At 71.6% G+C, this 12,688-nt stretch carries 15 protein-coding genes; 12 read left to right on the top strand and 3 right to left on the bottom strand.

Going from position 1 to position 12,688, the window contains the following annotated elements; all coding sequences use genetic code 11:
• The 11 genes from ABFX54_RS29395 to ABFX54_RS29345 all read left to right on the top strand — a co-directional run.
• Window positions 1-589 (top strand): 2-oxo acid dehydrogenase subunit E2 (locus ABFX54_RS29395; protein ID WP_346109801.1); only part of this gene is annotated, 589 nt, incomplete at its 5' end.
• A gap of 161 nt (window positions 590-750) precedes the next feature.
• Window positions 751-1,644 carry a TIGR01777 family oxidoreductase gene (locus tag ABFX54_RS29390; protein WP_346109800.1) on the top strand — a complete coding sequence of 298 codons (894 nt, stop codon included), beginning with the start codon at window positions 751-753 and terminating at the stop codon, window positions 1,642-1,644.
• Window positions 1,645-1,681: 37 nt separating this feature from the next.
• Entirely contained in the window at window positions 1,682-2,419 is a 738-nt protein-coding gene (locus ABFX54_RS29385; RefSeq protein ID WP_346109799.1) for a Type 1 glutamine amidotransferase-like domain-containing protein, read from the top strand.
• A gap of 37 nt (window positions 2,420-2,456) precedes the next feature.
• Window positions 2,457-3,149 carry a lipoyl(octanoyl) transferase LipB gene (gene lipB / locus ABFX54_RS29380; protein WP_346109798.1) on the top strand — a complete coding sequence of 231 codons (693 nt, stop codon included), beginning with the start codon at window positions 2,457-2,459 and terminating at the stop codon, window positions 3,147-3,149.
• A 153-nt stretch (window positions 3,150-3,302) separates the two neighbouring features.
• The gene (locus tag ABFX54_RS29375; RefSeq protein ID WP_346109797.1) at window positions 3,303-4,295 is read left to right on the top strand and encodes a M48 family metalloprotease; all 993 of its coding nucleotides are present in this window, start codon (window positions 3,303-3,305) and stop codon (window positions 4,293-4,295) included.
• A gap of 81 nt (window positions 4,296-4,376) precedes the next feature.
• Window positions 4,377-5,306: a lipoyl synthase gene (gene lipA / locus ABFX54_RS29370; RefSeq protein WP_346109796.1), complete on the top strand. Its 930-nt coding sequence runs from the start codon at window positions 4,377-4,379 to the stop codon at window positions 5,304-5,306.
• Between the two features lie 147 nt (window positions 5,307-5,453).
• A complete protein-coding gene (locus ABFX54_RS29365) occupies window positions 5,454-6,446 on the top strand; it encodes an AraC-like ligand-binding domain-containing protein (RefSeq protein ID WP_346109795.1) in 993 nt (330 codons plus the stop codon).
• Between the two features lie 128 nt (window positions 6,447-6,574).
• Complete coding sequence (locus ABFX54_RS29360; RefSeq protein ID WP_346109794.1) at window positions 6,575-6,961, top strand: VOC family protein; 387 nt, start codon at window positions 6,575-6,577, stop codon at window positions 6,959-6,961.
• On the top strand, window positions 6,937-7,860 hold the full coding sequence (locus ABFX54_RS29355) for an alpha/beta fold hydrolase (protein ID WP_346109793.1): 924 nt from the start codon (window positions 6,937-6,939) through the stop codon (window positions 7,858-7,860). The genes ABFX54_RS29360 and ABFX54_RS29355 overlap by 25 nt, the downstream gene beginning before the upstream one ends.
• Window positions 7,861-8,072: 212 nt before the next feature.
• The gene (locus ABFX54_RS29350; protein ID WP_346109792.1) at window positions 8,073-8,753 is read left to right on the top strand and encodes a DUF4191 domain-containing protein; all 681 of its coding nucleotides are present in this window, start codon (window positions 8,073-8,075) and stop codon (window positions 8,751-8,753) included.
• Entirely contained in the window at window positions 8,753-9,517 is a 765-nt protein-coding gene (locus ABFX54_RS29345; RefSeq protein WP_346109791.1) for a class I SAM-dependent methyltransferase, read from the top strand. The genes ABFX54_RS29350 and ABFX54_RS29345 overlap by 1 nt, the downstream gene beginning before the upstream one ends.
• On the opposite strand, the gene ABFX54_RS29340 is transcribed toward ABFX54_RS29345, so the two are convergent.
• From ABFX54_RS29340 to ABFX54_RS29330, 3 genes are all read right to left on the bottom strand, one after another.
• Window positions 9,498-10,436 carry a glycoside hydrolase family 113 protein gene (locus ABFX54_RS29340; protein WP_346109790.1) on the bottom strand — a complete coding sequence of 313 codons (939 nt, stop codon included), beginning with the start codon at window positions 10,434-10,436 and terminating at the stop codon, window positions 9,498-9,500. The two genes, ABFX54_RS29345 and ABFX54_RS29340, sit on opposite strands and share 20 nt — an antisense overlap.
• A complete protein-coding gene (locus ABFX54_RS29335) occupies window positions 10,414-11,052 on the bottom strand; it encodes a TetR/AcrR family transcriptional regulator (RefSeq protein ID WP_346109789.1) in 639 nt (212 codons plus the stop codon). Before ABFX54_RS29335 ends, ABFX54_RS29340 begins: the two co-directional genes overlap by 23 nt.
• Window positions 11,053-11,114: 62 nt before the next feature.
• Window positions 11,115-11,576 (bottom strand): RDD family protein, encoded by a 462-nt coding sequence (locus tag ABFX54_RS29330; protein WP_346109788.1) that lies wholly within the window; start codon window positions 11,574-11,576, stop codon window positions 11,115-11,117.
• Between the two features lie 77 nt (window positions 11,577-11,653).
• Between ABFX54_RS29330 and ABFX54_RS29325 the strand changes: the two genes are divergently transcribed.
• Window positions 11,654-12,688 (top strand): hypothetical protein, encoded by a 1,035-nt coding sequence (locus tag ABFX54_RS29325; RefSeq protein ID WP_346109787.1) that lies wholly within the window; start codon window positions 11,654-11,656, stop codon window positions 12,686-12,688.

Raw genomic sequence — 12,688 nt, 5'->3', positions numbered from 1 at the left:
CCAGGCCAAGGCCGACTTCCTGCGCCGCGAGGGCGTCAAGCTGACGTTCATGCCGTTCTTCGAGATGGCCGCCATCGAGGCGCTCAAGCAGCACCCCAAGCTCAACGCGACGATCAACAACGAGACCATGGAGGTCACGTACTTCGACGTCGAGCACCTGGGCATCGCGGTCGACACCGAGCGCGGCCTGATCGCGGCGGTGATCAAGAACGCGGGCGACCTCAACCTCGCCGGGCTGGCCCGTAAGACGGCCGACCTGGCCGAGCGCACCCGCGCCAACAAGGTCACGCCCGACGAGATCACCGGCGGCACGTTCACGCTGACCAACACCGGCAGCCGTGGCGCGCTGTTCGACACCCCGATCCTCAACCAGCCGCAGGTCGGCATGCTCGGCACCGGCGCCGTGGTGAAGCGGCCCGTGGTGATCGACACCGCCGAGGGCGAGGTCATCGCGGTGCGCTCGATGGTCTACCTGGCGCTGACCTACGACCACCGCCTGGTCGACGGCGCCGACGCCGCCCGCTTCCTGACGACGGTCAAGCGCCGTCTGGAGGAGGGGCGTTTCGAGGCGCAGCTCGGGCTCGCCTAACGCGGGGTCTTCGATCGGCCGGGCGGTCCCTCCGGGGACCGGCCCGGCCTTTCGCTGCTCGGGCCTGCTCGTCTGGGACTCTCTGCTGAAACGCTGCATGGGTGTCGCGGGCGCGCGCGTCCTGGCGGCCGATCCGGCGGGGCGCGGCGTACTGTGAGGGCATGGCGATCATCGTGACCGGAGCGTCGGGCCTGCTGGGGACGGCGCTGACAGCCGCTCTGCGGGCGGACGGGCGGGAGGTCGTCCGGCTCGTACGCCGCACTCCCGCGAAGGACGACGAGGCCTACTGGCAGCCGGACGAGCAGGTCGTCGACCTGGCCGCGCTGGAGGGCGCCGAGGCGGTCGTGCACCTGGCCGGAGCGCCGATCGGCGACAGGCGCTGGAGCCCTGCCTACAAGCGCGAGCTCGTCACCAGCCGGGTGCACGCCACCCGGGTGCTCGTCGACGCGCTCGTGCAGCTCTCCAGGCCGCCTGAGGTGCTCCTGTCGGCCTCCGGCGTGGACTTCTACGGCGACACCGGCGACGAGGTGATCGACGAGAGCCGGGGCAGGGGCAGCGGGTTCCTGGCCGACCTGTGCGAGCGCTGGGAGAACGAGGCCGGGCGGGCCGGCACGGCGGGGATCAGGACCGTGCAGTCGCGCACGGGGCTGGCGCTGAGCCGCGACGGCGGCGCGCTCGGCCGGATCCTGCCGATCTTCCGGATGGGGCTGGGGGCGCCGCTGGGGTCGGGCAAGCAGTACTGGTCGTGGATCACGGTGGACGACTGGGTGAGAGCCGCCCTCCATGTCCTGAAAGATCGTGAAATCGAAGGGCCGGTCAATTTCACCTCCCCCGAGCCCGTCACCAACGCCGAGTTCACCAGGACACTCGGAAAGACCCTGCGCAGGGGCACGATGCCGATCCCGGTGCCGGCGTTCGCGCTGGCCGCGGGCATCGGCGAGTTCGCCCGCGAGGGCCTGCTGCCCAGTCACCGCGTCGTGCCCGCCAAGCTCACCGCCGCCGGCCACGCCTTCTCCCATACGAGTCTCGGCGAGGCCCTGCGCGCCGTAATCTAGTGCCCGATCCTCGTTCAGCAGCTGGGAGAACTCCGACATGACCCGGTCAGGGCAATCACACATCCTCGCCATCGGGGGCGGGTCCTTCCGCCCGAGCAGCCGCCACAACCAGATCGAGGCCAGCGCGCTGCTGCGCTACGCCCTCGACCTGACCGGTCAGGACCGTCCCAAGGTGGGCCTGGTGGCCACGGCGATGGGCGACTCCTCGGACTGGACGCTGAAGATGTACGGCGCGTTCGCCGGCTGGGACGTCGAGCTGAGCCACCTCACGGTCTTCCCGATGCCCAACGTGGCCGACCCGCGGGCCTGGATGCTCGACCAGGACGTCATCTACGTCAGCGGCGGCAGCGTGGCCAACCTCATGGCGCTGTGGCGGCTGCACGGGCTCGACGAGGCGTTCGAGGAGGCGTGGCGGTCCGGCGTGGTGCTGTCGGGCCAGAGCGCCGGCGCGCTGTGCTGGCACGTCGGCGGCAACACCGACTCCTTCGGCCCCGACCTGCGGGTGTGGGCCGAGGGCATGGCGCTGCTGCCCTACTCGTGCGGCGTCCACTACGACTCCGACCCGCAGCGCAGGCAGCTCCTGCACGACTCCGTGGCCAGCGGCGAGCTGCCCATGGGCTACGCCGCCGACGAGGGCGTGGGGCTGCACTACGTCGGCACCGAGTTCATCCAGGCGGTGAGCGTGGAGCCGGGAGCGTACGCGTACAAGGTGGAGAGCGAGAGCGAAGGAAGGGTAAAGGAGTTCAGGATCGAACCACGGTTGCTGACCCCCTGATTACCCTTCAAGGGTGAGGGAACGGCACAATAGGCTCATGCGCCCCATCCAAGGGGACGATCCCCACGCACTCGCCATCGTCCGACTCGGTGTCGACGTTCCCTACGAGCAGGCCTGGTCGCTGCAGCGCTGGGTGCACGGCAAGCGGGCCGCAGGTGAGCTCACCGACACCGTCCTCATCCTGGAACACGCGCCCGTCTACACCGCGGGCAAGCGCACCGCCCCGCACGAGCGGCCCTCCGACGGCACGCCCGTCGTCGACGTCGACCGGGGCGGGCGCCTGACCTGGCACGGCCCAGGCCAGCTCGTCGCCTACCCGATCGTGGCCATCACCGACGTGGTCGCCTACGCCTGCGCCCTGGAGGAGACGATGATCCAGGTGTGCGCCGACTTCGGCGTCACCGCCCGGCGCGTCCGTGGCCGCGGCGGCGTCTGGGCGGCCGGCGACCCGGTGCTCGGGCTGCCCGACCGCCAGCTCGGCGCGGTGGGGCTGCGCGTCTCACGGGGCGTGACCATGCACGGGTTCGCGCTCAACTGCGCCAACGACCCGCGCTGGTTCAACCGCATCACGCCGTGCGGCATCCCCGGCGTCGGCGTCTCGTCGCTGTCGGCCGAGACGGGCCGGCGCATCGTGGTCGAGGAGGTCATGCCGATCGCGGAGAAGCGGCTGGCGGAGGCGCTCGGCAGGGAGTTGTTCGACCTGCACGAGGAGGACCTGCTGCGCAGGTGACCGAATCGGCACCTGACCGCTGCGGAAACAGGACAGTCCCCGGCTTACCATCGCGCCCGTGAGCCCCCCAGCCAGACCGCGCATGAGACCGCGCGTGAGACCGTCCGTGAGACCGTCCGTGAGACCCATCGCGTCCGTGACCCCCAAGCGCCCGTGAAGCGCGCCCTCGCTCTCGTTCTCGCGCTCGTGGTGCACCTGCTGACGCTGGGGTTCGTCGCGCTGGGCGTGGTGGCCATCGCGCGGGCGCCCGGCTTCATCTGGTCGTGGCTCTTCGGCGGCGCCTGCCTGGCGATCGGCTGGGCGCTGCGGCCGCGCCTGGGCGCGCTGCCCGCCGACGCCGAGGTGCTCGACCGTGAGCAGGCCGCGCAGGTGTACGCGGTCGCGGACCGCGTGGCCGGGCGAGTCGGCGTGCCGCGACCGAGGAAGGTGGCGGTCAGGGACCTGGCCACGAGCACCGCCTATGACCGCGTCGGGCTGGCGCGGACCCCCGTCCTCGTCATCGGGCTGCCGCTGTGGCTGGCGCTGCCGCCCAAGCAGCGGGTGGCGCTGCTCGCGGCGGCGTACGCGCGGCTGCCGACGGGCGGCGAGCGGGTGGTGAGCGAGGCGCTGGCCACGCTGGAGTCCTGGCGGGACGCGCTGCTGGGGTCGTCGGGGCCGCTGCGGGTCAGGGACGAGGCGCAGACGAAGATCGCGGCCTCGACGCTGGGCGCCATGGACCATCCCGGCACCACGTACGAGGCGGCGGGCGCGCTCGGCCGCCTGATCGGGCGGGTGCTCGGCGGCCCGGTGCTGCTGATCCGGTACGCGCTGACCCGCCTGGTCCAGGCCGGCCAGGCCCGTACGCTGGCCAGGCAGCGGGCGCTGGCCCTGCGCGTCGCCTCCGAGCGGGAGCTGGCCGAACTGGAGGAGCTGGCGGCCGGCGCCGGCTACCTGGCGCCCATGCAGGCGGCGGCGCTGCGCGGCGAGAGCGCGACGTCGATCAGGCGGAGCGCGCTGTCCAGGTTCCTGCTCACCGACGACGGCGTGCTCGACTCTCCCCCGCACTCCGAGCTGCTCGGCACCCGCGACTCGGAGCGGATCGACGAGGAGCTGCTGGCCCACTACACCCGCGCGATCCGCGGCTTCGGCCTCATCGGCTCTCCGTGAGCCTGGCCGGGAAAGGTCCGATGAAGGGGTGTTTCCCGACCCTGCATCCGGCCGCCGCCGCGGGAGACGTAAGCTGTGAATGTGACCGTTGCCCCTGAAGGCCGAAAGCTCCTCCGCCTGGAGGTGCGTAACGCCGAAACCCCTATCGAGCGCAAGCCCCCGTGGATCAAGACCAAGCTGAAGACGGGCCCCGAATACACCGAGCTGAAATCGCTCGTGCGCCGGGAGGGCCTGCACACGGTCTGTGAAGAGGCGGGCTGTCCCAATATCTACGAGTGCTGGGAAGACCGCGAGGCGACCTTCCTCATCGGCGGCGACCAGTGCACCCGCCGCTGCGACTTCTGCCAGATCGACACGGGCAAGCCGAAGGAATACGACCGCGACGAGCCGCGCCGGGTGGCCGAGTCCGTCCAGCAGATGGGCCTGAAGTACGCGACCGTGACCGGCGTGGCCCGCGACGACCTGCCCGACGGCGGCGCCTGGCTGTACGCCGAGACCGCGCGCCAGATCCACGCGCTGCTGCCCGGCTGCGGCGTCGAGCTGCTGGTGCCCGACTTCAACGGCAATCGCGACCAGCTGGAGGAGGTCTTCTCCAGCAAGCCCGAGGTGTTCGCGCACAACGTCGAGACCGTGCCGCGGATCTTCAAGCGCATCCGGCCCGCGTTCCGCTACGAGCGCTCGCTCGGTGTGATCACCACGGCCCGCGAGGCCGGGCTGGTCACCAAGTCCAACCTGATCCTGGGCATGGGCGAGACGCGCGAAGAGATCTCCGAGGCCATGCGCGACCTCCACGACGCCGGCACCGACCTGCTGACCATCACGCAATACCTGCGGCCGACGCCGCGCCACCACCCGGTGGAGCGGTGGGTCAAGCCGGAGGAGTTCGTCGAGTTGCAGGCCGAGGCCGAGGCCATCGGGTTCGCCGGGGTCCTGTCCGGGCCGCTGGTGCGCTCGTCGTACCGGGCCGGGCGGCTCTACCAGCAGGCCATCGCGGCCCGCCAGACCGCCTGACCGCACCACCGAGCAGCCCCGGGGCGCACTCCCCGGGGCTTCTTCGTGCCCGCGCCTTCACGGGCTTTCGGGCGTAAGGCGCGCGTGCCGGAGTGTCGGAGGGCGTCGTTAGCATGGGCACTCCAGCCGATGGAGGGCGCCCCGCCGATGGCCGTTCTGATCCGCACGAGTGACCTGCCGCGAGCGCGTCGCCACGACGCCTGGCGGAGCGTCGTCTGTGACACGCTCGGCCCGCTCGACCTGCGCATCGACGCCGAGGCGCCGCTCCGGGGCGAGATCGGGTTCGGCCGGCTCGGCGCCGTGGGCGTCGGCCGGATCCACACCTCCACCCCGCACAGCGTCCGCCGCACGCCGGGCCTGATCCGCCGCGACAACCCCGACCACTACCGGGTGGTGCTCGCCCTCGACGGCAGCCCGCGCCTTGAGCAGGACGGCCGCCGTACGGTGCTCCGCCGGGGCGAGTTCGCGATCTACGACTTCACCCGCCCCTACGAGCTGGGCTACGACTCGGAGGTGCGGCTCGCGGTGTTCAGCTTCCCGCGCGACCGGCTCGCCCTGCCGATCGCCGCGGTGGCCGAGCTCGCCGCGCTGCCGATCGGGGCCGAGACGGGCGCCGCCGCGCTGGCCGTGCCGCTGCTGCGCCGGGTGGCGCTCGACCACGAGACCTACCGCGATGCCAGCGCGGCGCGGCTGTCGACCGTGGTGACGGACGTCGTCGCCGCGGCCGTCGCCGAGCGCCTCGACCAGGAGCGCGCCCGGCCTGTCGAGTTGCCCGACGACTCCCGGCAGCGCACGCTGCTGCTGCGCGTGCGCGCCTTCATCGAGCAGCGCCTGGGCGAGACCGACCTCGATCCTGCGGTGATCGCGGCCGCGCACCACATCTCGGTGCGCTACCTGCACCGGCTGTTCGAGTCGGAGGACACGACGGTGGCCGCGTGGATCCGGCAGCGCCGGCTCGAACGTTGCCGGGCCGACCTGCTGACAGGCGGCGTCCAGTCCGTCAGTGCTGTGGGGGCTCGGTGGGGGTTACCGGATTCGGCGCATTTCAGCAGGTTGTTCCGGCGCGCGTACGGGATGCCGCCCGCGGAGTTCCGGCGCGCGCACGCGATGAGCCACGAGCCCACCACCGCGCTGCGCTGATCCCGCGCGCCCGGACGCGTGGCGGGTTCGTGCGCTGAACGTCAATTCGCCTGGCGCTCAGGTGCAAGACCGGCCGGGGGCGTGCCCAGCAGACTGGAGGCGTTCCGCAGACGAGAAGGGATCCGGAGATGCAGCTCTTCGTCAACCTGCCGGTCAAGGACCTCGACCGGTCGAAGAAGTTCTTCACCGAGCTGGGCTTCACCCTGTTCGGCATGGCCGACGACATGGCCTCGGTGGTCATCAGCGAGCAGACGCAGGTGATGTTGCTGGCCGAGCCGACGTTCGCCGCGTACACCACCAAGGAGATAGCCGACGCGGGCAGCAGCACGGAGGCGATCCTGGTGCTGGGGGTGGAGAACCCGGCGCAGGTGGACGAACTGGTCGACAAGGCGCTGGCGGCCGGCGCCACCCCGGCCGGGGTGAAGCAGGAGGCGGGCTTCCGCTACCAGCGTGGCTTCGCCGACCTCGACGGTCACCACTGGGAGGCGCTGTGCCTGGTTCAGCCGGCCGGGTGACCTCGGCGGACGGCACCGTCATCGCGTACGACCGCCGTGGCGAGGGGCCGGCGGTGGTGCTGGTCCAGGGGGCGTTCGCGGACCGGCGGCATCCGCTGATGACCGCCATCGCGGACGGCCTGGCCCGGTGGTTCACGGTGTGCTCCTACGACCGGAGGGGGCGCGGGGACAGCGGCGACACGGCGCCGTACGCGGTGGAGCGGGAGATCGAGGACCTGGCGGCGGTCAGCGGCGCGGCGACCGCCGCGGCCGAGCGTGCGGTGCACGATCTCACGGACGACCTCACGGGCGGGTCGGCCGGTAGGTCGGCCAGCGGGCCGGCCGATGGGTCGGGCGGCGGGCCGGTCAGCGGGGCGGCCGGTGGGTCGGTCATGGTGTTCGGCGGGTCGTCGGGGGTGGCGCTGGCGCTGGAGGCGGCGGCCGTGAATCCGGCGATCGCCAAGCTGGCCGTGTGGGAGCCGCCGTACCACGTGGACGACGGCGCGCCCGCCCTCCCCCTCGACTTCGCCCGGCAGCTCGGCGCGCTGGTCGAGGCGGGCAGGCGCGGCGAGGCGGTGGAGCGGTTCATGGTGGAGGCGGCCGAGGTGGCGCCGGCCGACGTGGCCGCGATGCGCTCGCACCCGTTCTGGACGCAGACCGAGGCCATGGCCCGCACGCTGGTCTACGAGGCCGCGGTGCTCGGTCCCGGCAACGCGCTGCCGGCCGGGCGGCTGTCCGGGATCAGGCGGCCAACGCTCGTGCTCAACGGGGCCCTGAGCCCGCGCTGGATGGCGAACGCGGGCCTGGCGGTGGCGGAGGTGATCCCGGGCGCCGTGCGGCGGGTGCTGGAGGGCCAGGCGCACAATGTGGCTCCTGAGGCGCTGGTGCCCGAGGTGCTGGAGTTCTTCGTGGCGGCATGACGGGTGGTGACGCGGGCTCGTCGACGGCGCGACGCGGCCCGTCGAGCACGAGATGCGAGCCCATCGACGGCCCGGCGCGGCGTCCGGTTCAGGCTCGTCGCGCGCCGACAGCGAACGGCGGCGGTCAGCAATGGTGAAGATGTAATCACAACGGGCAAAACGGCCGGGGCGCGTTTTCCCTCCTGCACCAGTTGGTTTGTATCCTTCTGAGCATGGCAAAGTCCGAGGATCCAGAGAAGCCGGGGCGTCTCAAGCAGCTCCGCATGGTCGCGCAGATCATCAAGCAGGCCAACCCCAAGGGGATGCCGATCGTCTTCCTTTCGGCGGTGGGCACGCTGGCTGTGGTCGTCGTGATCGGCCTGGTCACGGACTACCTGTGGTATTCGGTGTTCATCGGCGTCCTGGCCGCGTTCACCGTCGGCCTGGTGGTGTTCGGGCAGCTGGCGCAGAAGGCGCAATACTCGATCCTGCACGGCCAGACCGGCGCGGCGGCGGCCGTGCTGCAGGGCATGCGCGGCAACTGGCAGGTCACCCCGGCCATCGCGGTCAACCGTGACCAGGACATCGTCCACCTCGTGGTCGGCTATCCCGGTGTGGTGCTGGTGTCCGAGGGGCCGGGCAACCGGGTGGCGAAGATGCTCACGGCCGAGAAGAAGCGCATCTCGCGGGTGGCGCTCGGCATCGAGATCTACGACGTCCAGTGCGGTGACGGCGACGGCCAGGTGCCGCTCGGCAAGCTGCAGCGCCACATCATGAAGCTGCCGCGCAACCTGAAGAAGCCGTCGGTCAACGAGGTGAAGGACCGGCTGCGTTCGCTGCCGCGCAACATGCCGATGCCGAAGGGCCCGATGCCCAAGGGCGCCCGCATGCCGCGCGGCCCCAAGATGCGCTAGTGCTGTCGCCCTCCTCGCGGGCAAACCGCGGCTGGTGGGACGGCAACGCCGACGACTACCAGGTCGAGCACGGCGGTTTCCTGCGTGACAGCGGCTTCGTCTGGGGTCCCGAGGGCCTCGACGAGGCCGCCGCGCGCCTGCTCGGCGAGGTGCGCGGGCGGCGGGTGCTGGAGATCGGCTGCGGCGCGGCGCAGTGCGCGCGGTGGCTGGTGTCGCAGGGGGCGCGGGCGGCGGCGTTCGACATCTCCCACCGCCAATTGCGCCACTCCCAGCGCCTCGACGACGCGACCGGCCTGCGGGTTCCGGTGGTGCAGGCCGACGCCGAGTCGCTGCCGTTCGGGCCGGCGAGCTTCGACGTGGCCTGCTCCGCGTACGGCGCGCTGCCGTTCGTGGCCGATCCGCTGGCCGTCTTCCGCGAGGTGCGCAGGGTGCTGCGGCCGGGTGGCCGGTTCGTGTTCTCGGTGAGCCATCCGATCCGGTGGGCCTTCCCCGACGATCCAGGGCCGCGCGGGCTGACCTCCGACCGTTCCTACTTCGACCGCGGCCCGTACGAGGAGCGCGACGAGCGCGGCACGCTGACCTACGTCGAGCACCATCGCACGATGGGCGACTGGGTGGGTCTGCTGGCGGCGTCGGGCCTGACGATCACCGGGCTGCTGGAGCCCGAGTGGCCCGAGGGCCACGAGGGGGTGTGGGGCGGGTGGAGCCCGCTGCGCGGCCGCCACCTGCCCGGCACGGCCATCTTCAGCTGCGCGAATATCTAGCGGCCATGGTGCCGAAGACCTTCTTCGGGCTCCAGCCGCCGTCGTCGTCCAGTTCGATCACGCCGTACGAGCCGAGGTCGGCCGGGCCGGTGCGGTTGTAGGCGGCGAACGTGAACCACAGGGCGGTCTCGACGCCCTCCCGCTCGAAGACGTCCATCAGCTCGGTGAAGTAACGGACCTGCTCGTCCTCGTCGCGCACGGCGCCGTCGGGCACCACCCACGCCATGCCCCCCCGCTCGCCCGCGCCCCGGTAGGCGCAGGTGCCGAACTCGGTGACGGCGACCGGCTTGCCGTGCTTGAACTGGGCGCGCAGCTCGTCGGCGAAGTCGTGCGCGTTGTGCGCGGCGCGATAGGCGTCCACGCCGACGATGTCGTACGGGGCCCAGTCGATGGGCTCCCACGGGCCGGAGGCGTAGCTCAGCCGCCCCCCGAACAGCGGCCGCACGCTTTCGGCCACCCGCTCCATGTAGCCGCTGAAGCGCGGCATGACCTGCATGAGCGTGGTCCACCACGCCACGTCGCCCGCGACCATCGCCTGGAGCCGGTCGCGGTAGCCCGCGCCCTCGATGAACCCCTGGCAGAACGCGGTGAGCTCGCAGCCGGTGACCAGCACGACCTCGGCGCCGGAGCGGCGCAGGGCCTCGGCGCGCCCGGCGGAGTCGGTGAAGACGGCCAGCGCCTCGTCCTCCGTGAGGTCCACGGGGAACGGGGCGAACCAGACCTCCAGCCCTTCGGCGGCGGCGTGCTCGGCGGCCACGGTGATGCGCGCGGGGTCGGCGCCGGAGATCCGGACGGTGTCGCAGTGGAGCTCGGTGGCGATCAGCCGCATCTCGCGGGCGACGGTGCCGGGGTCGAAGACCTTGCGGGAGTTGTCCTCTCCCGGCAGGATCCCGACGTCATAGTTGATCCCCTTTTTCACGTTTATCTCCTTCTAGCGTGGCGAAACCGTGCTCAAGGAGGTCGAAGGCCAGCTCGACCTCCTCGCCGAGCAGCCGTCCCGCCTCCTCCAGTGACACGCCCGTGGAAAGCCGGTGGAAGAACGCCTCCTGCAGCGTGGTGATGGCGGCGGTGATCTGCGCGGCCATGAGCCGGGGCGCGAGCCCTCGCTCCGGCAGCGCCTCGGCGAGCGCACAGGCCAGTTCCTCGCGCTGGCCCATGTGCGCCTGGTGGACTCCGGCGAGCAGCGCGGGACTGGCCGAGATCACCCGGATCCGGGTGAGCAGCCCCTCGACGTCGATCTCGCCGGTGTCCTGCCGGCCCATCCGCCGGTAGTGCTCGCGCAGGGCCTGGAGCGGCGTACGCTCGCCCCGCCCGGCCACGATCGCGGCCGTGTCCTCCTTGACGCCGTCGAGCACCAGGGAGTCCTTGGACGGGAAGTACGCGAACAGCGTGACCTTGGCGACCCCCGCCGCCTCGGCCACCTCGTTGACGGTCACGGCGTCGTAGCCGCGCTCGTCGAACAGCCGCAGCGCCACCTCGGCGATCCGCCGCCTGGTCTGCTCCTTCTTCCGCTCCCTGAGCCCTGCCATCATCATGCGGACAGCCTAAACCATACCGGGTACATTTATGAACCAGGTATGGTTTTTCCGTCAGCAGGTCACATGCGGACGACCATCGTGTTGGACACACGATCGTGCACCCCGCGGTGGTCGCGGTCCCAGATCAGCGCGGGCACGGCCAGGCACAGCAGCACCGTACGCACGAGCACGGGCAGCAGCCGCGGGTCACCGCCGTCCATCGCGGCGACCCTGATGCCCATCAGCCGGTGGCCGAACGTCTGGCCCATGAACGCGATGAGCAGCAGGTATTGCACGGCGAAGACGGCCACCGGCGCCCACGGCGACTCGGCCGGGTTGATCCTGAGCAGCAACTGCACGACCACCCACGTACAGATCATCCAGTCGATGACGAGCGCGCCGATGCGGCGTCCCCAGCCCGCCACCGATCCGCTGCCCTCCTGGGGCAGCCCCAGGCGCTCTCCCGGGTATCCGAGATCGACTCCGGCGGCGCGCACGCCGCCCAGCCAGGTCTGCGTCCACCGAGGCTCGTTGCTGCTCATGCCCTCAACGGTATCCGCCCGGGAGGCCGGTCGGAATTGTGACCCAACCGCGTCACAGCCACGCCAGAATGTTCGCCATGCCACACGGGGATGATCTTGACCAGCGCTTCAACGAGCTGGTCTCGCAGATGGACGCCGACGAACAGCGCCGGATGCGCTCGTCGGCCAAGAAGGGCGCCAGGAGCGCCTCGAACGAGGGCAAGGTCCGCTTCCCCGGCCGGCCGGGCCGGCGCCGCGACGCCGGCCGCCCCGGATGGGACACGCCGCCACCGCGGCCACGGCGCAGGGCCGGGCGGGCCTGGCCGGCGGGCGCCGGCATCTTGATCGTGCTGACCGCCGCCGCCGTTCTGGTCACGACGCGACCCGATCTGTTCAGCCCCTCGGGCCCGCTGCCGGGCGACACGTTCGAGCTGGCGCCGGTGGACGTGGCGCACCCGTTCGCCGGGTCGCCCGCGGAGAAGTACGCCGACGGGATCGCCGGGTTCACGCTGCCCGAGGCCAAGGCGCTCGGCGGGCTGACGAAGAAGGACGTCGCCGCGGGGCTCGAACGCACGCGTGAGCTGCTGGCGGCGGCCTACCTGGACAAGAAGACCGTGCTGGGCGGCAAGCCGGAGACCTTCGCCAAGCTGCTGCACCGCGACCAGCGCGGCTGGTTCCGCGAGAACCTGGCGGACAAGGAGTACGCCACCCGCTACATGGTGCACAGCTTCGCCCCCGGCAGCGTCGAGCTCACCACCGACGTGATCAAGGTGAACGGCCGGGCCGGCCTGGGCACGTTCAAGGAGAAGGACCTGCGGGGGGCGAGCGTCAAGCTCAACTACCTCGTCGTCTACGCGGTGCACCGCCCCGGCCGGGCGCTCACCATGATGCGGGTCGTCGCGCACGTCACCGGCGAGATCCAGCTGTTCCGCCAGGACGGCCGGCTCGTCACCTGGGTGGAGGATCTGGGTGCCAGTGTCACGCCGGCGCGCTGCGACACGGAGGACGGTTTCGTCCATCCCTATTTCGACGATTCCCCGCCCGACAAGGTCCAGGCCACGGGGAAGCCTCAGGACCCGTACGCGCTGGACCAGCCGCAATCGGACGACTGCACGACGACGGACGCCACATGA

The organism is Nonomuraea maheshkhaliensis (genome assembly GCF_039529435.1).
GTDB lineage: Bacteria > Actinomycetota > Actinomycetes > Streptosporangiales > Streptosporangiaceae > Nonomuraea > Nonomuraea maheshkhaliensis.
Note: the sequence above shows the minus strand (reverse complement) of the source record. Positions and strands in the feature narration are given on the sequence as shown.

What these genes read in the sequence shown, in the direction of transcription:
- ABFX54_RS29330 (WP_346109788.1), bottom strand. Translation starts at nt 11,576, where the DNA reads ATGAGCAGCAACGAGCCTCGGTGGACGCAGACCTGGCTGGGCGGCGTG.
- ABFX54_RS29365 (WP_346109795.1), top strand. Translation starts at nt 5,454, where the DNA reads ATGGCCGTTCTGATCCGCACGAGTGACCTGCCGCGAGCGCGTCGCCAC.
- ABFX54_RS29350 (WP_346109792.1), top strand. Translation starts at nt 8,073, where the DNA reads ATGGCAAAGTCCGAGGATCCAGAGAAGCCGGGGCGTCTCAAGCAGCTC.
- ABFX54_RS29385 (WP_346109799.1), top strand. Translation starts at nt 1,682, where the DNA reads ATGACCCGGTCAGGGCAATCACACATCCTCGCCATCGGGGGCGGGTCC.
- lipB (WP_346109798.1), top strand. Translation starts at nt 2,457, where the DNA reads ATGCGCCCCATCCAAGGGGACGATCCCCACGCACTCGCCATCGTCCGA.
- ABFX54_RS29390 (WP_346109800.1), top strand. Translation starts at nt 751, where the DNA reads ATGGCGATCATCGTGACCGGAGCGTCGGGCCTGCTGGGGACGGCGCTG.
- ABFX54_RS29335 (WP_346109789.1), bottom strand. Translation starts at nt 11,052, where the DNA reads ATGATGATGGCAGGGCTCAGGGAGCGGAAGAAGGAGCAGACCAGGCGG.
- ABFX54_RS29360 (WP_346109794.1), top strand. Translation starts at nt 6,575, where the DNA reads ATGCAGCTCTTCGTCAACCTGCCGGTCAAGGACCTCGACCGGTCGAAG.
- ABFX54_RS29325 (WP_346109787.1), top strand. Translation starts at nt 11,654, where the DNA reads ATGCCACACGGGGATGATCTTGACCAGCGCTTCAACGAGCTGGTCTCG.